Origin of the sequence: Micromonospora maritima, from assembly GCF_902825405.1 — a bacterium.
GTDB classification, from domain to species: Bacteria; Actinomycetota; Actinomycetes; order Mycobacteriales; family Micromonosporaceae; genus Micromonospora; species Micromonospora maritima.
This window is the reverse complement of sequence record NZ_CADEAU010000058.1, coordinates 1-18,020: the sequence shown is the minus strand read 5'-3', so window position 1 is coordinate 18,020 and position 18,020 is coordinate 1. Positions and strand designations below refer to the sequence as shown.

17 protein-coding genes, 2 pseudogenes and 1 riboswitch are annotated in these 18,020 nt (G+C 72.1%); of the genes and pseudogenes, 6 read left to right on the top strand and 13 right to left on the bottom strand.

The features are described from left to right. The 3 genes from purD to HUW36_RS09000 all read right to left on the bottom strand — a co-directional run. Window positions 1-1,161: phosphoribosylamine--glycine ligase (gene purD / locus HUW36_RS09010; protein WP_174527711.1), on the bottom strand; the 1,161-nt coding region annotated here is incomplete at its 3' end. Between the two features lie 91 nt (window positions 1,162-1,252). Further along, window positions 1,253-2,176 (bottom strand): type IV toxin-antitoxin system AbiEi family antitoxin domain-containing protein, encoded by a 924-nt coding sequence (locus tag HUW36_RS09005; protein ID WP_174527710.1) that lies wholly within the window; start codon window positions 2,174-2,176, stop codon window positions 1,253-1,255. 158 nt (window positions 2,177-2,334) lie between these two features. Then, on the bottom strand, window positions 2,335-3,624 hold the full coding sequence (locus tag HUW36_RS09000) for an adenylosuccinate synthase (RefSeq protein WP_174527709.1): 1,290 nt from the start codon (window positions 3,622-3,624) through the stop codon (window positions 2,335-2,337). Between the two features lie 121 nt (window positions 3,625-3,745). On the opposite strand from HUW36_RS09000, the pseudogene HUW36_RS08995 reads away from it, so the two are divergent. Beyond that, window positions 3,746-3,946, top strand: a pseudogene (locus HUW36_RS08995) (hypothetical protein); the annotation flags it as partial. Window positions 3,947-4,094: 148 nt separating this feature from the next. Here the strand turns inward: HUW36_RS08995 and HUW36_RS08985 are convergent. From HUW36_RS08985 to HUW36_RS08970, 4 genes are read right to left on the bottom strand one after another with little or no spacing between them, the layout of a single operon-like run. Then, complete coding sequence (locus HUW36_RS08985) at window positions 4,095-4,637, bottom strand: GNAT family N-acetyltransferase (RefSeq protein WP_174527708.1); 543 nt, start codon at window positions 4,635-4,637, stop codon at window positions 4,095-4,097. A gap of 50 nt (window positions 4,638-4,687) precedes the next feature. Next, window positions 4,688-6,409: an acyl-CoA dehydrogenase family protein gene (locus HUW36_RS08980; RefSeq protein WP_174527707.1), complete on the bottom strand. Its 1,722-nt coding sequence runs from the start codon at window positions 6,407-6,409 to the stop codon at window positions 4,688-4,690. Next, on the bottom strand, window positions 6,406-6,990 hold the full coding sequence (locus HUW36_RS08975; RefSeq protein WP_246248007.1) for a PadR family transcriptional regulator: 585 nt from the start codon (window positions 6,988-6,990) through the stop codon (window positions 6,406-6,408). Before HUW36_RS08975 ends, HUW36_RS08980 begins: the two co-directional genes overlap by 4 nt. A gap of 31 nt (window positions 6,991-7,021) precedes the next feature. Next, on the bottom strand, window positions 7,022-8,251 hold the full coding sequence (locus tag HUW36_RS08970) for a hypothetical protein (RefSeq protein WP_246248006.1): 1,230 nt from the start codon (window positions 8,249-8,251) through the stop codon (window positions 7,022-7,024). Between the two features lie 184 nt (window positions 8,252-8,435). Here HUW36_RS08970 and HUW36_RS08965 point away from each other — a divergent pair, with 184 nt between their 5' ends. The 5 genes from HUW36_RS08965 (at window position 8,436) to HUW36_RS08950 (ending at window position 12,760) form a co-directional block, all read left to right on the top strand. Further along, on the top strand, window positions 8,436-9,911 hold the full coding sequence (locus tag HUW36_RS08965) for an NAD(P)/FAD-dependent oxidoreductase (RefSeq protein WP_174527706.1): 1,476 nt from the start codon (window positions 8,436-8,438) through the stop codon (window positions 9,909-9,911). 69 nt (window positions 9,912-9,980) lie between these two features. Beyond that, a riboswitch (SAM riboswitch) is annotated at window positions 9,981-10,091 on the top strand. Between the two features lie 36 nt (window positions 10,092-10,127). Continuing rightward, window positions 10,128-10,253 (top strand): hypothetical protein, encoded by a 126-nt coding sequence (locus tag HUW36_RS34860; RefSeq protein WP_281357503.1) that lies wholly within the window; start codon window positions 10,128-10,130, stop codon window positions 10,251-10,253. A 106-nt stretch (window positions 10,254-10,359) separates the two neighbouring features. After that, window positions 10,360-11,217: an ABC transporter substrate-binding protein gene (locus HUW36_RS08960; protein WP_174527705.1), complete on the top strand. Its 858-nt coding sequence runs from the start codon at window positions 10,360-10,362 to the stop codon at window positions 11,215-11,217. A gap of 38 nt (window positions 11,218-11,255) precedes the next feature. Continuing rightward, window positions 11,256-12,026: an amino acid ABC transporter permease gene (locus HUW36_RS08955; RefSeq protein ID WP_174527704.1), complete on the top strand. Its 771-nt coding sequence runs from the start codon at window positions 11,256-11,258 to the stop codon at window positions 12,024-12,026. Beyond that, on the top strand, window positions 12,023-12,760 hold the full coding sequence (locus HUW36_RS08950; RefSeq protein WP_174527703.1) for an amino acid ABC transporter ATP-binding protein: 738 nt from the start codon (window positions 12,023-12,025) through the stop codon (window positions 12,758-12,760). Before HUW36_RS08955 ends, HUW36_RS08950 begins: the two co-directional genes overlap by 4 nt. A gap of 9 nt (window positions 12,761-12,769) precedes the next feature. On the opposite strand, the gene HUW36_RS08945 is transcribed toward HUW36_RS08950, so the two are convergent. From HUW36_RS08945 to HUW36_RS08920, 6 genes and pseudogenes are all read right to left on the bottom strand, one after another. Next, a complete protein-coding gene (locus HUW36_RS08945; protein ID WP_174527702.1) occupies window positions 12,770-13,690 on the bottom strand; it encodes a carbohydrate ABC transporter permease in 921 nt (306 codons plus the stop codon). After that, window positions 13,687-14,700: an ABC transporter permease gene (locus HUW36_RS08940; RefSeq protein ID WP_174527701.1), complete on the bottom strand. Its 1,014-nt coding sequence runs from the start codon at window positions 14,698-14,700 to the stop codon at window positions 13,687-13,689. Before HUW36_RS08940 ends, HUW36_RS08945 begins: the two co-directional genes overlap by 4 nt. Next, window positions 14,697-16,370, bottom strand: a complete 1,674-nt coding sequence (locus HUW36_RS08935) for an extracellular solute-binding protein (RefSeq protein WP_174527700.1) — start codon at window positions 16,368-16,370, stop codon at window positions 14,697-14,699. Before HUW36_RS08935 ends, HUW36_RS08940 begins: the two co-directional genes overlap by 4 nt. 101 nt (window positions 16,371-16,471) lie before the next feature. Continuing rightward, the gene (locus HUW36_RS08930) at window positions 16,472-17,161 is read right to left on the bottom strand and encodes a RibD family protein (RefSeq protein ID WP_174527699.1); all 690 of its coding nucleotides are present in this window, start codon (window positions 17,159-17,161) and stop codon (window positions 16,472-16,474) included. Next, the gene (locus HUW36_RS08925; protein ID WP_174527698.1) at window positions 17,158-17,787 is read right to left on the bottom strand and encodes a GTP cyclohydrolase II; all 630 of its coding nucleotides are present in this window, start codon (window positions 17,785-17,787) and stop codon (window positions 17,158-17,160) included. The genes HUW36_RS08930 and HUW36_RS08925 overlap by 4 nt, the downstream gene beginning before the upstream one ends. Window positions 17,788-17,855: 68 nt before the next feature. After that, window positions 17,856-18,020: pseudogene (locus HUW36_RS08920) on the bottom strand (UPF0104 family protein); the annotation flags it as partial.

Below are 18,020 nucleotides of genomic sequence, written 5' to 3'. Positions count from 1 at the left end.
CAGCGCGTACGCGGCGTCGCGCGCGGCGGCCAGGTCCGGGCCGGTGGCCGTACCGCAGAGGACCCGGCCGCCCGCGGAGCGCAACGTGCCGTCGGCGTCCCGGCGGGTGCCGGCGTGGATGATCCCGGCGCGGTCCGCGCCGGTGATCACGTCACCGGTACGCGGGCCCGCCGGGTAGCCCTCGGCCGCGACCACGACGGTGACCGCCGCGCCGTCGCGCCACCGCAGCGGTGGGTGCGCGGCCAGCGTGCCGGTGGCGGCGGCGTGCAGCAGCCCGGCCAGCGGCGTCTCCAGCAGGGCGAGCACGACCTGGGTCTCCGGGTCGCCGAACCGCGCGTTGAACTCGATCACGCGTGGGCCCTTGGCGGTGATCGCCAGGCCGACGTAGAGCAGACCGGCGAACGGGGTGCCCCGGCGGCGCAACTCGGCCAGCGTCGGGTGCACCACGTCCCGCATCACGTCGTCGACCAGGCCCGGCGGCGCCCAGGGCAACGGCGTGTACGCCCCCATGCCGCCGGTGTTCGGCCCGGTGTCGCCGTCGCCGACGCGCTTGAAGTCCTGCGCCGGCAGCAGCGGCAGGGCGGCCTCGCCGTCGGTGACCACGAAGAGCGAGACCTCGGGCCCGTCGAGGTACTCCTCGATCACCACCCGGCCGCACTCGGCGGCGTGCCGCTCGGCGAGCGCCCGGTCGTCGGTGACGACGACGCCCTTGCCCGCGGCGAGGCCGTCGTCCTTCACCACGTAGGGCGCGCCGAACTCGTCCAGCGCCCGGGCGACGGCCGCCGCGTCGGCGCAGGTGTACGCACGGGCGGTCGGCACGCCCGCGGCGGTCATCACGTCCTTCGCGAACGTCTTCGAGCCCTCCAGCCGGGCCGCCTCCGCGCTCGGGCCGAACACCGCGATGCCCTTGGCGCGTACCGCGTCGGCCACCCCGGCCACCAGCGGCGCCTCCGGCCCGACGACCACCAGGTCGGCCGCCACGTCGACGGCGAGCGCCGCCACGGCCGCCGGATCGGTGGGCGTCACCTCCCGCAGCTCCGCCACGGCCGCGATCCCCGGATTACCCGGAGCCGCGACGAGCGCCTCGACGGCCGGGTCGCCGGCCAACCCGAGCGCGAGAGCGTGCTCCCGCCCACCACCACCCACAAGTAGAACCCGCACGATCCCGCATCCTACTGACCCCCACCCCAGGGCCCGTCGATCAAGGAGTTTGCGTCCCAGAATCGCGCTCCTGCCGACGCGAACTCCTTGGTCAACAGGCGTGGCGCAGGGCCTGTCGGACCATGGCCGGGATGTAGTCGGGGCGAAGGGTGTCAGCCCAGGTGAAGCGGAGGATGCGCCAGCCGGCGTTGACGAGACGGTTCTGTCGGAACCGATCGGCATACACCGCGTCTGGGGTCAGATGCGGCACGCGGCCGTCGGCCTCCGCGATCAGCCGCGCACCACGCCAGGCGATGTCCCCGATGCCCAGCAGGTGGCCGTCGTCGTCCCGGACCTGCAGTTGCAGGGCGTCGGGCGGCACACCACCGTCGACGCATCGGAGCCGGGTACGGGTCTCCAACGGTGACTGGGCCCGCCCGTCCGCCTCGGCCAGATATCCGCGCGCCGCGACGGCGCCGCGGCGGCGCGCGACGCCCGCGAGCACCAGGGGCAGGTCCGCGTCGCGCAGCAGCCCTCGGTTGAGGGCGGAGTCGAGCACACATACGGCCGCATACCGGTTCACACGCAGGATGAGATCGGTGACCGTGCGGGCCGGATTCGTCGCCGCCACCCCGTCGACACGACAGACCTCTGCCGCACGGAGCCCCAGCTGGTGCAGCTCCAGCCCCGGCTCGGCCCGACGTTGCACGTGCGGGCGGGCGGTCGGCACGGAGACGTGGATGGTCGCGGTCGACCGGAGGCCGGCGATGCCGTGCAGCTCGGCGGCGGTGTCCAGCACGGCCACCGCGCCCGGACCCAGGCTCGCGACCGTGGCGCGGATCCGGGTGCGCCGCAGAGCGACGGCCGGCGGATCCGCCATCGGCAGGTAGCAGCCACGGGACACGCGGATCCAGCGCCCGGAGCGGACCAGGTGACGGACCTGGTTGCGGCTGAAGCCGAGCCGTTCGGCCTGCGCCGCCGTCACGAACCCGCCCTGCCGGACGACCGCGCGCCTGACGTCGTCGAACTCACCCACCCGCGCAGATTCCCGCGGGCCACCCACCCCCCGAAACCCCTGTGGACAACCCTGTGGACAACCCCTGTCCGCCCTCGGCCCCACATGGTTGATCAAGGAGTTTGTGTCTGACTCCAAGCGGAATCCGACGCAAACTCCTTGATCAACAAGGTTGCGGGTTAGGGGAGGAGGGGGTGGCGGAGGACGTTTTCGTCTCGGCCTGGGCCTACGCCCACGACGCTCACGCGGGTGCCGGTGAGTTCCTCGATGCGGGCGATGTAGCGGCGGGCGTTCTCCGGGAGCTCGTCCTCGGTCCGCGCCTTGGTGATGTCCTCCCACCAGCCGTCGAGCTCTTCGTAGATCGGCGTGGCGTGGTGGAAGTCGGTCTGCGTCATCGGCATGTCGTCGAAGCGCTCGCCGTTGATCTCGTACCCGACGCAGATCGGCACCTTGGCCAGGCCGGTCAGCACGTCCAGCTTGGTGACCACCAGGTCGGTGACGCCGTTCAGGCGGCACGCGTACCGGGCCACCACCGCGTCGAACCAGCCGCAGCGGCGCTCCCGGCCGGTGGTGGTGCCGTACTCGTGGCCGATCTTGCGCAGGTGCTGCCCGTTCTCGTCGAACAGCTCGGTGGGGAACGGACCGGAGCCCACCCGTGTGGTGTACGCCTTGCTCACCGCGATGACCTTGGTGATCGCGGTCGGCGGGATGCCCGCGCCCACGCACGCCCCGCCGGCGGTCGGGTTCGACGAGGTGACGAACGGGTAGGTGCCGTGGTCCATGTCGAGCATGGTGGCCTGGGCGCCCTCCAGCAGCACCGTCTCGCCGCGGTCCAGCGCGTCCCAGAGCATCACCCGGGTCTCGGCGATGTACGGCCGCAGCCGCTCGGCGTAGCGCAGGTACTCCTCGACGGTCTCCTCGACGTCGATCGCCTTGCGGTTGTAGATCTTGAACAGGAGCTGGTTCTTCTCCCGGAGCGCCAGCTCCAGCTTCTTGCGCAGGATGCCCGGGTCGAGCAGGTCCTGGAGCCGGATGCCCATCCGGGCGACCTTGTCGCCGTACGCCGGGCCGATGCCCCGACCGGTGGTGCCGATGCGGGAGCTGCCCAGGTAGCGCTCGACCACCCGGTCCAGCGCCCGGTGGTGCGGCATGATCAGGTGCGCGTCACCGGAGATGCGCAGCCGGGAGACGTCGACGCCGCGCTCGGCGAGCCCGTCGATCTCCTGGAGCAGCACCTTCGGGTCGACCACCACGCCGTTGCCGATGACGATCATCGCGCTCGGCGAGAGCGCGCCGGACGGCATCAGGTGCAGCGCGTACTTCTGGCCGTCCGGCGTGATCACCGTGTGGCCGGCGTTGTTGCCGCCGGAGTAGCGCACGACGTAGTCGACCCGCTCACCCAGCAGGTCGGTAACCTTGCCCTTGCCCTCGTCGCCCCACTGGGCGCCGAGGAGCACGATCGCTGGCATCTTCTCGCCTCCAGAAGGCTCGGGTGCCAGGCGGCGACCGGTCAGCGAGCCCGGGGTGTCAGGCTAACAAGTAGTGACGACGCGACCGGCAGGGGTTCGTCGAGAAGCAGGAGGCTCCTTCGTGTACGACGTGGTGCTGCTCACCCTCGGCTCGGAGCGGGACGCTCCCGGTGGGGGATGCGGCAGTGGCGGGGCCTGCTGCGGTGGCGCGGACGACAGCGCCGCCACGACCGACGCCGACCGCTGCGAGACGCCCCGCGTACCGGTGCTGGCCTGCGCTGACGCGCTGACCGCGCGGGGCGCCCGGGTGACCACGGTGACGGTGTCGGTCAGCTCGGCGAGCGAGACGAGTTGGGTGAGCCGGGTGCGGACCTCGCGCAGCGGCAGGGCGCGCGGCTGGGGGGACCGGTCGGCCAGTGCGGGGACAGCCATGGACACATGTTGACGTCCGGGTACGACAAGAAACCGTCTCAGGTCGTCCACTCGGGAGCCAGCACGGACCAGACCTCCATGTCGGCCCGCCCCTCCGGCACCGGTGCGGCGCCCCGGAGCACGCCGTCGCGGCGCATGCCCAGCCGGCGGGCCACGGCGATGCTGCGCTCGTTGCCGGCCCGGGTCACCCACTCGACCCGGTGGATGCCGCGCTCCCGGACCGCCCAGTCGATGACGACCCGGGCGGCCCGGGTGACCAGCCCCTGCCCCTCGGCGGCCGGCTCCAACCAGCAGCCGGCCTCGCACACCCCGCGCGCGGTGCTCAACGACACCAGCAGCACTCCCCCGACGAGCGTGCCGCGCTGCCAGATGCCCCAGATGCCGCCGTCGTCGCGGGCCCAGCGGTCGGCGTACGCCTGGAGGACCGAGCGGGCCGACGCGGCGTCGGTGGCGACGAACGACGCGCCGACCCAGGGCGCGATGTGCTCGCGGCAGCGGTCGAGGTTGGCGAGGAACTCGTCGGCGTGCCAGGGCTGCAACGGGCGCAGCTCGGCGTCGTCGGTCAGGGCGAGCGCGAACATCCGTGCAACCTACCGGCCGGACCGGCCGGCGCGCGTCCCGATTCCGCCGGTCACCGGCGCATCTCGTACGCGCCGGCCAGGTCGGCCACCCGCTGCCACACCTGGGCGGTGCGGTCGGCGTCGACCACCGGCCGGCGGACGTGCGCGAGCGCCCAGGCGGCCTGCTCGTCGGTGGTGGCCGCCTTGCCGTGCAGCTCGGTGGCGTAGCCGGAGAAGTCCCGGACCAGCAGGTCGAAGATCTCGTCCCGCAGGTCCGCGTCGAGGCCGGTCAGCTCGGCCTGCTCCAGGATCAGCTGGCCGTAGACGACGAGCGCGAAGAGCTGGCCGATGGTGAGCAGGAAGTCCAGGTCCCGCTGCTGCGTCTCGTCCGGCGCGTGCGCGGCGAGCAGCGCGACCAGCCCGTCGGCCTGCTCCCGGAAGCGGGCCACGTTGGGCAGGTGGGCGTGCGCGTCGTACGCCGCGCGCCAGTCGTGGAAGCGGATCGCGCCGAGCCCACGGGCCGGGCCCTGCCGGAAGAGGAACTCGTCGTCGGCCGCGTCCCGCCGGGTCGGCACCGCCGGGTGCGGCTGCGGCCGGAACAGGTAGTTCGGCATGAACTTGAGGATCAGGGCCAGGTTGACGTGCACCGTGCCCTCCAGCTTCGGCAGGCCGCGGATGTCCTTGGCGGCCTTGTCGAAGTAGGTGTCGGCCTCGAAGCCCTTCGCGGCGATCACGTCCCAGAGCAGGTCGATCACCTTCTCGCCCTCGGTGGTGACCTTCATCTTGGTCATCGGGTTGAACAGCAGGTAGCGACGGTCGTCCGGGCCGGCCGAGCGGAAGTAGTCCACCGCCCGGTCGCTGAACAGCTTCATCGCCACCAGGCGGGCGTACGCGTCGGTCAGCTCGCGGCGCACGTGCGGGAAGTCGGTGACCCGCCGGCCGTACAGCACGCGCCCGTGGGCGTGGGTGACCGCCTCGTACATGGCGTGCTCGCAGATGCCGATGGACGCGGTGCAGAGGTTGAACTTGCCGACGTTCACCGTGTTCAGCGCGGCGTCGAACGCGGCCGGGCCGGTGTGCAGCACGTCCTCGGCGCGCACCGGGTAGTCCTCCAGCCGGAACTCGGAGACGTACATCTGGGCGTTGACCACGTTGCGGACCAGCCGGTACGCCGGGTGCCGGCTGTCGGCGGCGAAGAACACGTAGCCGTCGGGGCCCTCGACGTCGGCGCGCCGGCCGAAGACCGAGACCAGACCGGCGACGTTGCCGTTGCCGATGTAGTACTTGCCGCCGGTGGCCCGGAAGCCGCCCTCGCCGTCGGGGGTGAGCAGCATGTCGGTGGCGTAGATGTCGGCGCCGTGGGGTCGCTCGGAGAGCGCGAAGGCCATCACGTGCCCCTGGTCGAGCAGCTCGGCGGCGCGGGCCCGGGCGGCGGCGTTGCCGCTCTGCCACACCGGCCCGAGGCCGAGCACGGTGACCTGCCAGGTGTACCAGTAGCCGAGCCCGTAGAAGCCGAGGATCTCGCTGAGCGCCGCGTTACGGGCGGTGTCCCAGCGCTTGTCGGGGTCGTCGCCGCCGTCCGCGGACGGGGTGAGGAAGGTGGCGAAGAGCCCTTCCCGGGCGGCGAAGGCGAGGAAGTCGGCGTACCACTCGTGCGTGTTGTAGCTGTCGACCAGGGCGCGCTTGCCCCGGGTCTCGAACCAGTCGACGGTGGCGCGCAGCAGCCGGCGCGAGGTCTCGTCGAGGTCGGCGGGGTCGTAGCGGTGCGGGTGGAACAGCAGCGGGTCGCTCACGCGGGTGGCCTTTCCGGGTCGGGGTCGAGGGCGCGGAGGGTGGCCAGGACGTCGTCCAGCCAGGCCAGCACCATCCGCTCGTACGCGATGCCGCCGCGCAGCACGACGTGCTGGAGCGCCGCCCGGGCGTCGGGTGCGCCGGCGTCCGGGAAGTCGCGGCGTTCGCCGGCCATGTAGCCGGCGAGGACGGTCTCGTGGTCGGCGCGGTAGCGCTCGACCTCGGCGACCAGGGCGGCGCGCCCGGCGGCGTCGTCGAACGCGGCGCCACGGATCTTGACCGCCAGCTCGTGCCGGACCGCCTCCGGTCGCACCGGGGCGTGCAGCCAGTCGACGAGCGCGGCGCGGCCGGTCGGGGTGACCGACCAGACCTTCTTGTCCGGCAGCCCTTCCTGGCCGACCTCCTCGCCGGTGATCCGGTCGTCCTCGGCCATCTGCCGGAGGACGCGGTAGATCTGCTGGTGGGTGGCGGTCCAGAAGCGGCCGATCGAGCGGTCGAAGCGCCGGGCCAGCTCGTAGCCGGAGGCCGGCCGCTCCAGCAGCGAGACCAGGATGGCGTGCTCCAGCGACATGCCGGCCATCATGCTATGCACTTTGTTGCATAGCAAGCCTTGGTCAGATGATCAGGTGGGTCCAGTAGGTGAGCCAGACCGCGAACAGCGCCCCCTGCAACACCGCCAGCACCGCGGTGAGCCAGGGGTCGAGGCCGGGGCGGCGCGCCCAACGGGCCAGCACCATCGCGACCGGGAACGCGGCGAGCAGGTAGCGCAGCAGGCTCCGGTACACCGGCGGGCCCATCGACAGCGGCACCAGCACCACCACGAGCGTGTAGACCAGGTACGGCCAGTCGGCCCGGCGCCGCAGCCCGACCACCGCCACGACCAGCGCCGCCACCACGAGCCAGACCCGCAGCGCGTCGGCAGAGTTGTCACCCGCCAGCGCCGATCCGGCCACGGTCAGCGGGTTCTGCAACCGGATCCCCCAGCCGGTCTCCTGGGCGTGCTGGTAGGCGAACCAGTCGCCGGCCTGCCAGCGGCAGAACGCCATGAACGTCAGCCAGCCCAGCGGGACCAGCACCAGCGGCCAACCCTCGCGCAGCAGCCGGGGCCAGGCACGCGGGCCCGCACGCCAGCCGTGCTCGCGCAGCAGAACCAGCGCCAGCGGCAGCACGACGAGGAACCCGACCGACCGGCTCATCGCCAGGAAGTAGCCGACGATCCCGACCAGCAGCCAGCGGCGCCGCTCGGCGTACCAGAAGGCGGCCAGGGCGAGACAGAGGAAGAGCGACTCGGTCAGCGCCGCCTGGAACAGGAACGCGGTCGGCAGCAGCAGCAGGTAGCGCACCGCTCGCCGGCCGTCACCGAGCAGCCGGCCCCCCAACCGGTACGCGTAGGAGAGCTGGAACACCAGCGCCACGTTGCTGACCAGCAGCAGCGCCCAGGTGGTGTGCCCGCCCAGCAGCGGCGCGAGGGGGCGGGCCAGGAACGGGTAGAGCAGCGGGAACCCGAAGTCCGGCCACGGCCGGTCCAGCGGCAGCCGGGCCAGGTGGTCGTAGAGGAAGGAGTCCCAGGCGAACCAGAGCGAGACCCAGCGGTGCGACGAGGCGGCGTCCTGCTGGTCGCGCATCATCGCCTCGGCGGCCGGAGGCGCGCCGGGCACCCCGTCCCACGCGGCCAGCACCAGCACGCCGACCAGGCTGAGCACGAGCTTGGAACCGACGAAGACGGCGAGCACGAAGACCCAGGGCTCGGGCACCCGACGGACCGCCGCCACCAACCGGGCCGCCGCCACCGGCCGCTCCCGATCGGTTACGTCGGCCGGGCCGGCCCGCCGTTCGTCCGTCATCGCGCTCCCACCGGTCGCCCCGCGACCGACCCCCGGACCGGGAAACCCGAGCCGCATCCCCGTTCCGGCCCGGTTCACACTGTCGCGGCCGACCTGCCGGCCGGCTCGGCGCGACAGGTGAGAACGCCGGCAGGACGGGTAAGGGCGGTGCCGCATCGGCGGGCGGGCGGGGGGCGCGGAGGGCATGGGTGACGGTGAGGCGACGGTGGTCATCGGGGCGGGTCCGGCCGGGCTGACCGCCGCGTACGAACTGCGGCGGCACGGCCTGCCGGTCCGGGTCTACGAGGCCGACGACGTGGTGGGCGGCATCAGCCGCACGGTGGAGCGCGACGGCTGGCGGTTCGACATCGGCGGGCACCGGTTCTTCACCAAGGTCACCCGGGTCGAGGACTTCTGGCACGAGATCCTGCCGGACGAGGACTTCCTGCTCCGGCCGCGGATGAGCCGGATCTACTACCGGGGGGCCCTCTTCGACTACCCGCTCAACGCCGGCAACGCGCTGCGCAACCTGGGGGTGTGGGAGGCGCTGCGCTGTCTGGGCTCGTACGGCCGGGCCCGGCTGCGCCCGCCGAGGGACCAGTCGCACTTCGAGGGGTGGGTGTCGGCGCGCTTCGGCTGGCGGCTCTACTCGATCTTCTTCAAGACGTACACCGAGAAGGTCTGGGGGATGCCGGCGGACCAGTTGCAGGCCGACTGGGCCGCCCAACGGATCAAGAACCTGTCGTTGGCGACCGCGATGCGCAACGCGCTGCTGCCCGGCCGCCGCCGGACGGACGTGACGAGCCTGATCGAGGAGTTCCAGTACCCGAAGCACGGGCCGGGGATGATGTGGGAACGCTGCGCCGAGGAGGTCGTCCGGCGGGGCGGCACGGTCGCCACCGGCTCCTGGGTGAGCGAGGTGCACCGGGACCCGGCCGCCCGACGGGCCACGGCCGTGACGGTGGTCGACGCCGACGGTGCGCGCACCGAGCCGGCCGGGCACGTGATCTCCTCGATGCCGATCTCCGCGCTGGTGCACGCCATGCGTCCGGCCGCCCCGCCGCAGGTCCGGGCCGCCGCGGACGACCTGCGGTACCGGGACTTCCTCACCGTCGCGCTGGTGGTGCCGGCGGAGTTCTCGTTCCCGGACAACTGGATCTACGTGCACGACCCGGCGGCCCGGGTGGGACGGATCCAGAACTTCGGCTCCTGGTCGCCGTACCTGGTCAAGGACGGCCGGACCTGCCTGGGGCTGGAGTACTTCGTCTTCGAGGGCGACGAGATGTGGCGGACGCCGGACGCGGAGCTGGTCCGGTTCGCCACCGCCGAGCTGGAGCGGCTGGGCTTGGTCCGGCCGGGGTGCGTCGAGGCGGGACACGTGGTGCGGATGCCCAAGGCGTACCCGGTGTACGACGAGCGGTACCAGCACAACGTCGACGTGATCCGGGGGTGGCTGGCCCGGGAGGTGCCGAACGTGCATCCGGTCGGGCGCAACGGCATGCACCGCTACAACAACGCGGACCACTCGATGCTCACCGCCATGCTGACCGCCGAGAACATCGCGCACGGCGCGGGCCACGACGTCTGGACGGTGAACGTCGAGCAGGACTACCACGAGCACCACGGTCCGTCCCGGCACGGCACCGGACGGGACGCGCCGGTCGTGCCCGCGCGGCGGTAAGGGCCGGCGCGTGAGAGGGGTCATAACGGCTGGACGACCGGTACGGCGGTGCTGCTAGCCTTCTGGGCAGGTCATGAGCGCCAGCGTCAAGCCCCGGCTCGCTGGCCGGCAACCCTCCTCCACGGTGGGGTGCTCCGGGTGAGGACCAGGCGCCGGCAGTCGTCGGCGCAAGCGTGGCCTGGCACCCAGGTCAGCACCGACCGACCAGGGAGACCGATGTTCGCACCACCCTCCACCGCGTCCGGCGACACCGCCGCGCACCCGTCCGGCTTCACGCTGGTCAAGCGCCGCCACGTCGACCTGATGCGGGTGTGCAGCGACGCCTGTCGCGACGCGCGCTGAGCGAGCGCCTCCCCTCTTCCCCGATCCACCCTTCCCGGCCCCGCCGCGCCCGGCGGCGCCGGTACCGGCACGCGTCCCGCGTGTCCGTCCACTCTGGAGAGACAACGTGCGTATCCGTACCGTCCTGACCCGCGCCGCCGCCGTCGGCGCCGCCGCCGTGCTCGCCGCCACCGCGCTGACCGGCTGCGGCGGGAACGACTCCACCGACGGGGCCGCCAACCCGTACGGCCTGCTCCAGCCCGGGGTGATCCGGGCCGGCACGCTCACCGACGCCCCGCCGAACGTCTATCTCAAGAACGGCGAGTTCACCGGCTTCGACAACGACCTGCTGCGCGCCGTCGCCGGCAAGGTCGGCCTGAAGGTCGAGTTCGTCGGCACCGACTTCTCCGCCCTGCTGTCCCAGGTCAACAACCGTAAGTTCGATGTCGGCAGCTCCTCGATCACGGTCACCGAGGCGCGGAAGAAGACCGTCGACTTCGGCAACGGCTACGACTTCGGCTACTTCGGCCTGGACGTGCCGGCCGGCTCCCCGATCACCGGCTTCGACCAGCTCGCCGGCAAGCGGGTGGTGGTGGTCCAGGGCACCGTGCAGGACGACTTCGCCACCCGGGAGAAGCTGGACCCGGTGCGGGTGCCCGACTACAACGGCGCGGTCAACCAGCTCAAGGCCGGCACCGCCGACGCCTGGATCGCGCCCGCGGAGATCGGCGACAAGTCCGCCGCGGACAGCAACGGCAGGATCAAGGTCGCGGCGAAGCAGCTCAGCCCGGCCCCGACCGCGTACGCGGTGGCCAAGGGCAACGACAAGCTGCGCGAGGCGCTGGACAAGGGCCTCGACGAGGTGATCGCCGACGGCACCTGGAGCCGCCTGCAGGCGCAGTACTACCCGGGCCGCCCGATCCCGGCCGACTTCACGCCCGGCAGCGGATCGGTCCCGGTGCCGTCGCCGTCGGCCGCCTCCTGAGCGGACGACCGGATTCGAGCGGGGCGGACGGAGGAACGATGGATCCACTGAGCACCCTCTGGGAGACCTTCTTCGACGGGGACTCGATGCGCGAGGCGCTGCCCGAGATGCTGACCGTCGGGCTGCCCAACACGCTGATCCTGGCGGCCTCCGCCGCCCTGCTCGGCTCGGTGCTGGGCATGCTGCTGGCGGTCGCGGGCATCTCGCGTACCCGATGGTTGCGGTGGCCGGCGCGGGTCTACACCGACGTGTTCCGCGGCCTGCCCGCCGCGGCGACCATCCTGCTCATCGGCGTCGGCCTGGCGCCGCTGGGCATGCAGGTCTGGGGCCCGAACCCCTACCCGCTGGGTGTGCTGGCGTTGTCCCTGATCGCCGCCGCCTACCTGGGCGAGATCTTCCGGGCCGGCATCCTGAGCGTGGAGGCGGCCCAGTTGGAGGGCGCCCGGGCGCTCGGCTTCTCCTGGGTCGAGTCCATGCGGCTGGTGATCATCCCGCAGGGCGTCCGCCGGGTGCTGCCCGCCTGGGTCAACCAGCTCATCGCGTTGATCAAGGACTCCAGCCTGGTCTACTTCCTCGGCCTGCTGGCCAGCCAGCGGGAGTTGTTCCGGATCGGGCAGGACTACGCCGCGAACACCGGCAACCAGTCCGCGCTGCTGCTGGCCGGCCTGTTCTACCTCGCGCTGACCGTGCCGCTGACCCACGCGGTGAACTGGCTGGACCGGCGGCTGCGGCAGGGCCGCCCGGCCGCGCCGCCCGAGCCGGAAACCGAGCCGGCCGACCTGACCCCGTCCGGAAGGGACCTGCGATGACCACCACGACCTCGGTCAGCCTGGCCGTGCGCGACGTGCACCTGGCCTTCGGCGCGCACCGGGTGCTGCGCGGCGCGGACCTGGACGTGGCCCGGGGCGGCACGGCCTGCGTGATCGGACCGTCCGGCTCCGGCAAGTCCACCCTGCTGCGCACGATCAACCGGCTGATCGAGCCGGACCGGGGCGACGTGCTGCTGGACGGACGCAGCGTGCTGGGCGACGACCCGGACGCGTTGCGGCAGCGGATCGGCATGGTGTTCCAGCAGTTCAACCTGTTCCCGCACCTGAGCGTGCTGCGCAACGTCACGCTCGCGCTGCGCAAGCTCAAGAAGCTCGACGAGGACGAGGCGGTGGCGCTCGCCCGCGCCCAGCTCGACCTGGTCGGGCTGGCCGCGAAGGCCGACTCCCGGCCGGCACAGCTCTCCGGCGGCCAGCAGCAGCGCGTCGCCATCGCCCGGGCGCTCGCGCTGCGCCCGCAGGTGATGCTCTTCGACGAGGCCACCTCCGCGCTCGATCCGGAGCTGGTCAAGGGCGTGCTCGCGGTGATGGCCGACCTCGCCGCCGGCGGCATGACCATGGTGGTGGTCACGCACGAGATGGGCTTCGCCCGCACCGTCGCCGACACGGTCGCGTTCATGGACGCCGGCGTGGTGCTGGAGGCCGGGCCGCCGGCCGCCGTGTTCGAGGCGCCGGAGCACCCGCGGCTGCAGCGGTTCCTGTCCCAGGTGCTGTGAGCGCCGGCGTCAGCCCTTGACCGCGCCGATCAGCACACCCTTGACGAAGTGCCGCTGGACGAACGGGTAGACCGCGACGATCGGCGCGACGGTCAGCACCACCACCGCCATCTTGATCGCCTCGGTCGGTGGCATGGTCACCCCGGCGGTGCCGCCCGAGGTGTGCGGCGCCTGCCCGGCCAGCAGGTAGCTCTGCAACACCCGCTGGATCGGGTACATGTCGTTGCGGTCGATGAACAGCAACGCGTCGAACCACACGTTCCAGTAGCTGACCGCGTAGAACAGGCCGACCACGGCGATCACCGCGCGCGACAGCGGCAGCACGATCCGACCCAGGGTACGGAAGTCGCTCGCGCCGTCGATGCGGGCGCTGTCCAGCAGCTCCTGCGGGATGCCCTGGAAGAAGCCGCGCACCACGACCAGGTTGAACACGCTGATCGCCGGCGGCAGGACCAGCGCCCAGACGGTGTCCTTCAGGCCGAGCCCGGTGACCACCAGGTAGCGGGGCACCAGCGGCGGGTAGACCAGGAACGGGATCAGGAAGTACGCGAGCAGCCAGCGGTGGCCCACCGTGCCCGGCCGGGACAGCCCGTACGCGGCCAGCACGGTGACGGTCAGCGCGATCACCGTGCCGCACACGGTGACAAGCGTGCTGATCCACAGTGCCCGGGTGACCGCGCCGCCGGCGAGGATGGTCCGGTAGGCCGAGATGTCGATGCCCTTCGGCACGACCACCAGGCCACCGGCGTCGGCGATCGTCTCGCGGGAGGAGAGGCTGGTCACCAGGATCACCCAGAGCGGGACGAGCACCCCGGCCACCAGCAGGGTGAGCAGGACGGCCTTGAGCCCCTGGCCGACCGGGTTCGGTCGTTCCTCCCACACCGGGCGGCGGGGTCGCGTGCCGGTCGACCGGCGGCGGGTCGCGGTCATGACCTCGAGTAGATCCCTCGTTCGCCGAGCAGGTGCGCCACCCGGTTCGCGGCGAGGATCAGCACGAGGCCGACGACGGCCTTGAACAGCCCGGCCGCCGCGCCGTAGCCGTAGTTTCCGGTGGCGATGGAGAAGTGGTAGACGAAGGTGTCGAGCACCTCGGCGGCCTGCCGGCCGACCGCGTCGCGTTGCAGCAGGAACTGCTCGAAGCCGACCGAGAGCGCGTCGCCGAGACGCAGGATGAGCAGCAGCACGATCACCGGGCGCAGGCCGGGCAGCGTGATGTGCCACAGCCGGCGCCACCGCCCGGCGCCGTCCGCGGCGGCCGCCTCGTAGAGGCTCTGGTCGATGGTGGACAGCGCGGCCAGGAAGACGATGGTGCCCCAGCCCACGTCCTTCCACACCGCCTCGACGGTGACCAGGACGATGAACGTGTCCGGATCGGTCATCACGTTCCACGGCTGCATGCCGGCGTCGCGCATGGTCTGCGCCAGCAGACCCGCACCGCCGAGCATGGCCACGAAGAAGGTGACCACCAGCACCCAGCTGAAGAAGTGCGGCAGGTAGACGACCGTCTGGACGAGGCCGCGCAGCCGGCTGGAGAGCAGGTTGTGCAGCATGACGGCCAGCACGATCGGCAGCGGGAAGAAGAACACCAGCTGGAACACGGTGATGGCGAGCGTGTTGCGGAACGCGTCCCAGAACGCCGGGTCGTCGAAGAGGAGCTGGAACTGGCCGAAGCCGATCCAGTTGCTGTGCGTGAACGCCTGCCACGGGTTGTCGCCCAGGTAGGGGTTGTAGTCCTGGAACGCGATGACGTTCCCGGCGATCGGCAGGTAGCTGAAGACCAGCAGGATGCCGAAACCGGGCGCCACCATGACCAGCAGTTGCCAGTCGCGGCGCAGCCGGGCGCCCAGCGGCACACGACGACGGCGGGGCGCGCGGGCCGGTGGGGCCGGGGCGTCGGGTCGGGCCCGCTCCGGCCCGACCAAGACGGTCGGCTCGCTCACCTGGCCGCCTTCGGCAGCGAGTCGGCGAGCAGTTTGCGGGCTTCCTCCCCGCCGTTGGACCTCCACTCGGCGACGATGGCGTCCACGTCGCTCATCGGGCGCCGGCCGCGCAGGAGGTCGGTGAACTTGTCCTCCGTCGGCACCTGGTTGGCCTTGTAGGCGGCCGGCATCTCCAGTTTCACCCCGTCCCAGGGGTCCTTCTCCAGGTACTTGACCATCTGGTTGGAGTAGTTCAGCACGTCCGGGACGTAGCGGGGGGTGTCCGGGAACGGCCCGATGGTGGGGTTGCGACCACTGATGAAGAAGTACTGGTTGGCGATCTCCTTGAACGCCAGGTCGGTCTTCACCGGCCCGTTCGGCGACATGGTGTGGTGCCTGCCCTCGACGCCGAAGTCGCGGAGCTGGGCCTCCTTGCTGCCCAGCGGCGCGGAGCACCAGTTGATGATCCGCAGCAGCTCACTCACCCGGTCCTTGCCGAGGCCCTTCTTGACGAAGGTGTAGGAGATCGGCTTGTCCGCCCGCCAGACCAGCGGGTCGCCGCCGGTGGCGGAGAAGACCGGCACCGCCTGGATGTTCAACGCCGGGTTGGTCTTCTGGTGCTCGGCCTGGGCGCCCTGCCACATGCCCATGCCGTCCTGCTTGAACACGATGGCGCCGTTCTTGGCGAACAGCTGCTTGGCGTCCGCGCCCCGGCTGGCCACGATGTCCGGGTGGACCAGGCCGTCCTGGTAGATCCTGGCCATCACCTCGAGGGCCTGGCGGAACTCCGGCGTCTCGTACTTGAACTCCGGCGTCCCGTCGGAGCGCAGCCGCCATCCCTGCTTGGAGGCGGGGACCCGGTGGAACATCTGGATCATGGCGAAGACGTCGTCGAACGCCCACACCTTGCGGGCCGGGTCGGTGACCTGCTTGGCGACGGTGAGCAGGTCGTCGAGGTTCGACGGCACGGCCAGGCCGCGCGCGTCGAGCAGGTCCCTGCGGGTGAACAGCACCCACGGGAACGGCGAGTCGGTGGGGTTGGGCACGGACACCAGCCGCTCGTTCCAGACCGCCTCGCGCCAGGCGCCGGTGGGAAAGCTGGCCAGCATCGGGTACGCGTCGACCGCGTCGCCCCTGAGGTGGTCGGTGAGGTCCTCGAAGAGCACCTTGATCGCCTCGGCGAAGCGCGGGATCTTCTCCACCTCCCAGCCCGGCACGCAGAGCAGCTCCGGCACGTCCCGCGCGCTGAGCATGGCGTTGAGCTTGTCGGCGTAGGTGACGCCGTCCTGGATGGTGAAGTTGACGGGCGTGCCCAGCTCGGCGTTGACGGCCTGGAGGTAGGCGCTCTGGGCGATGCCGGGCGGCGCGGCCCCCCAGGCGGGCGTCATCGCGGTGACCTGCTTGCCGCTGGTGCCCGGCCTGTCGGTGACGGCGTCGACCAGGGTGGCCGGATAGCTGGTGTAACCGTCGGCCACCGGCCGGGTGCCGACGATGTCGGGCTTGACGCCGCCGGTCGGGTCCTTGCGCGTCGGCAACACGCCGGAGACGGCGTCGAGCTGCTGGGCGCCGCCGGAGCCGGCCGGCTTCTCGGAACAGCCGGCGAGCAGCGGCCCGGCGGTGGTGGCGGCCACGCCGAGGCCCACCAGGCCGAGGAAGCGGCGACGGGAGGCACCCGGGTCGGGGTGTGTCATCGGTCCCCCTTCGGGAAGGGTCCACGGGAATCAGTTCGTATGGATTGTCAACAAACTAATATCGACCGTGGTCTCGCACAAGGGCGGACCGGGACGGAGCGTCAGGCGGGGCAGCGGTCGGAGAGCGCGTAGCGGGTCAGCACCACGTCGCCGATCTGGCGGACCTCGACGACCCGGGCACGGCGGCCCGGGTGCCACGGGAAGCGGCCGTCCCCCACGAAGCGGGGCGCCCGACGGTCCCCCACGAAGAACGGCGCGACCACCAGGTGCAACTCGTCGGCCAGGCCGGCGGTGAGGAACTGGCAGTGCACCGAGCCGCCGCCCTCGACCATCAGCCGGCTCACGCCGCGCCCGGCCAGGTCGGCCACGACCGCCTCCGGGGTCACCGACTCGCCGGCGTCGACCACCGTGGCCACCGCGCCGACCTGCTCCCGGGCCTTGTCCACCACACCGCTCGGGCAGTAGACCAGCTTCGCCCCGTCGCCCGCGGTGAAGAACCGGGCCGCCGGGTCGAGGTCGCCGCTGCCGGTGACCGTGACCTTGACCGGCGACGGGGACAGCCCCCGCGCGACCCGCTCGGCCCGCCGGCGCTCGCTGCGCACCAGCAGCCGCGGGTCGTCCCGGCGGACCGTAGCCGCGCCCACCATGATCGCGTCGCACCCGGCTCGGGTCGCGTCCACCCGGTCCAGGTCGTCGTCGTTGGAGAGCAGCAACCGCTCGGTCGTCGCGTCGTCGATGTAGCCGTCGATCGACATCGCGCAGCTGAGCAGCACGTACGGCCGGCCGGTCACGGTACGAACGGCAGGTCGAGGGCGTGGTCGGCGCGGGTGACCTTGGCCGCCAGGTAGTCGGCGTTCGCCGGGGACAGGTGCACGCCCGTGGTCACCCGGTCGGCCACCCGGACGCCGAGCCGCTCCAACTGGGCGGCTTTGTCCGGATTGTTGCTGAGCAGGGCCACCCGGTCCACTCCCAGCGCGGCGAGCATCTGCGCGGCCACCGTGTAGTCCCGCTCGTCGGCGCCCCGGCCGAGCGCCAGGTTCGCCTCGTACGTGTCGAGGCCGTCGTCCTGCAGGGCGTAGGCGTCGAGCTTGGCGTACAGGCCGATGCCCCGGCCCTCCTGCCGCAGGTAGAGCAGGTAGCCGCCGGCGTCGGCGATCCGCTCCACCGCCTCGCGCAACTGCGGGCCGCAGTCGCAGCGCTGGCTGCCGAACACGTCCCCGGTGAGGCACTCGCTGTGCGGACGGACCAGCGGCGGGTCCGCCGCCTCGTGGTCGCCCAGCCCGAACGCCAGGTGCTCGCGGCCGTCCACCAGGCCGTGGAAGGTGTGCACCGAGGCGGTGGTCACGTATCCGTCGGGGAACCTGAGCGGGACCGTGACCCGGGTCCGGACCGTCGCGTTGGGCAGGGTTTCGTCCATGGTTCTCCTCCGTCCGGTCGCCGGGCGGACCCGACGACGCACACCTCGCATCCTCACCGTAGGCGGGATCACCGACAGTTGCCGGGCTCCCGGCGCGGCAGGCGGCGCATCAGCAGCACCGCGGCGCCGGGCAGGCTGGCCACCAGGACCAGCGCGCCGTAGACCGTGCCGGTGGCGACGCCCTGGGCGGCGGTCAGCCCGGCCGACGCGAACGCCCAGGCGGCCACCCCCTC

What these genes read in the sequence shown, in the direction of transcription:
- HUW36_RS09000 (WP_174527709.1), bottom strand. Translation starts at nt 3,624, where the DNA reads ATGCCAGCGATCGTGCTCCTCGGCGCCCAGTGGGGCGACGAGGGCAAG.
- HUW36_RS08985 (WP_174527708.1), bottom strand. Translation starts at nt 4,637, where the DNA reads ATGTTCGCGCTCGCCCTGACCGACGACGCCGAGCTGCGCCCGTTGCAG.
- HUW36_RS08975 (WP_246248007.1), bottom strand. Translation starts at nt 6,990, where the DNA reads ATGATGGCCGGCATGTCGCTGGAGCACGCCATCCTGGTCTCGCTGCTG.
- HUW36_RS08970 (WP_246248006.1), bottom strand. Translation starts at nt 8,251, where the DNA reads ATGACGGACGAACGGCGGGCCGGCCCGGCCGACGTAACCGATCGGGAG.
- HUW36_RS08965 (WP_174527706.1), top strand. Translation starts at nt 8,436, where the DNA reads ATGGGTGACGGTGAGGCGACGGTGGTCATCGGGGCGGGTCCGGCCGGG.
- HUW36_RS34860 (WP_281357503.1), top strand. Translation starts at nt 10,128, where the DNA reads ATGTTCGCACCACCCTCCACCGCGTCCGGCGACACCGCCGCGCACCCG.
- HUW36_RS08955 (WP_174527704.1), top strand. Translation starts at nt 11,256, where the DNA reads ATGGATCCACTGAGCACCCTCTGGGAGACCTTCTTCGACGGGGACTCG.
- HUW36_RS08950 (WP_174527703.1), top strand. Translation starts at nt 12,023, where the DNA reads ATGACCACCACGACCTCGGTCAGCCTGGCCGTGCGCGACGTGCACCTG.
- HUW36_RS08945 (WP_174527702.1), bottom strand. Translation starts at nt 13,690, where the DNA reads ATGACCGCGACCCGCCGCCGGTCGACCGGCACGCGACCCCGCCGCCCG.
- HUW36_RS08935 (WP_174527700.1), bottom strand. Translation starts at nt 16,370, where the DNA reads ATGACACACCCCGACCCGGGTGCCTCCCGTCGCCGCTTCCTCGGCCTG.
- HUW36_RS08925 (WP_174527698.1), bottom strand. Translation starts at nt 17,787, where the DNA reads ATGGACGAAACCCTGCCCAACGCGACGGTCCGGACCCGGGTCACGGTC.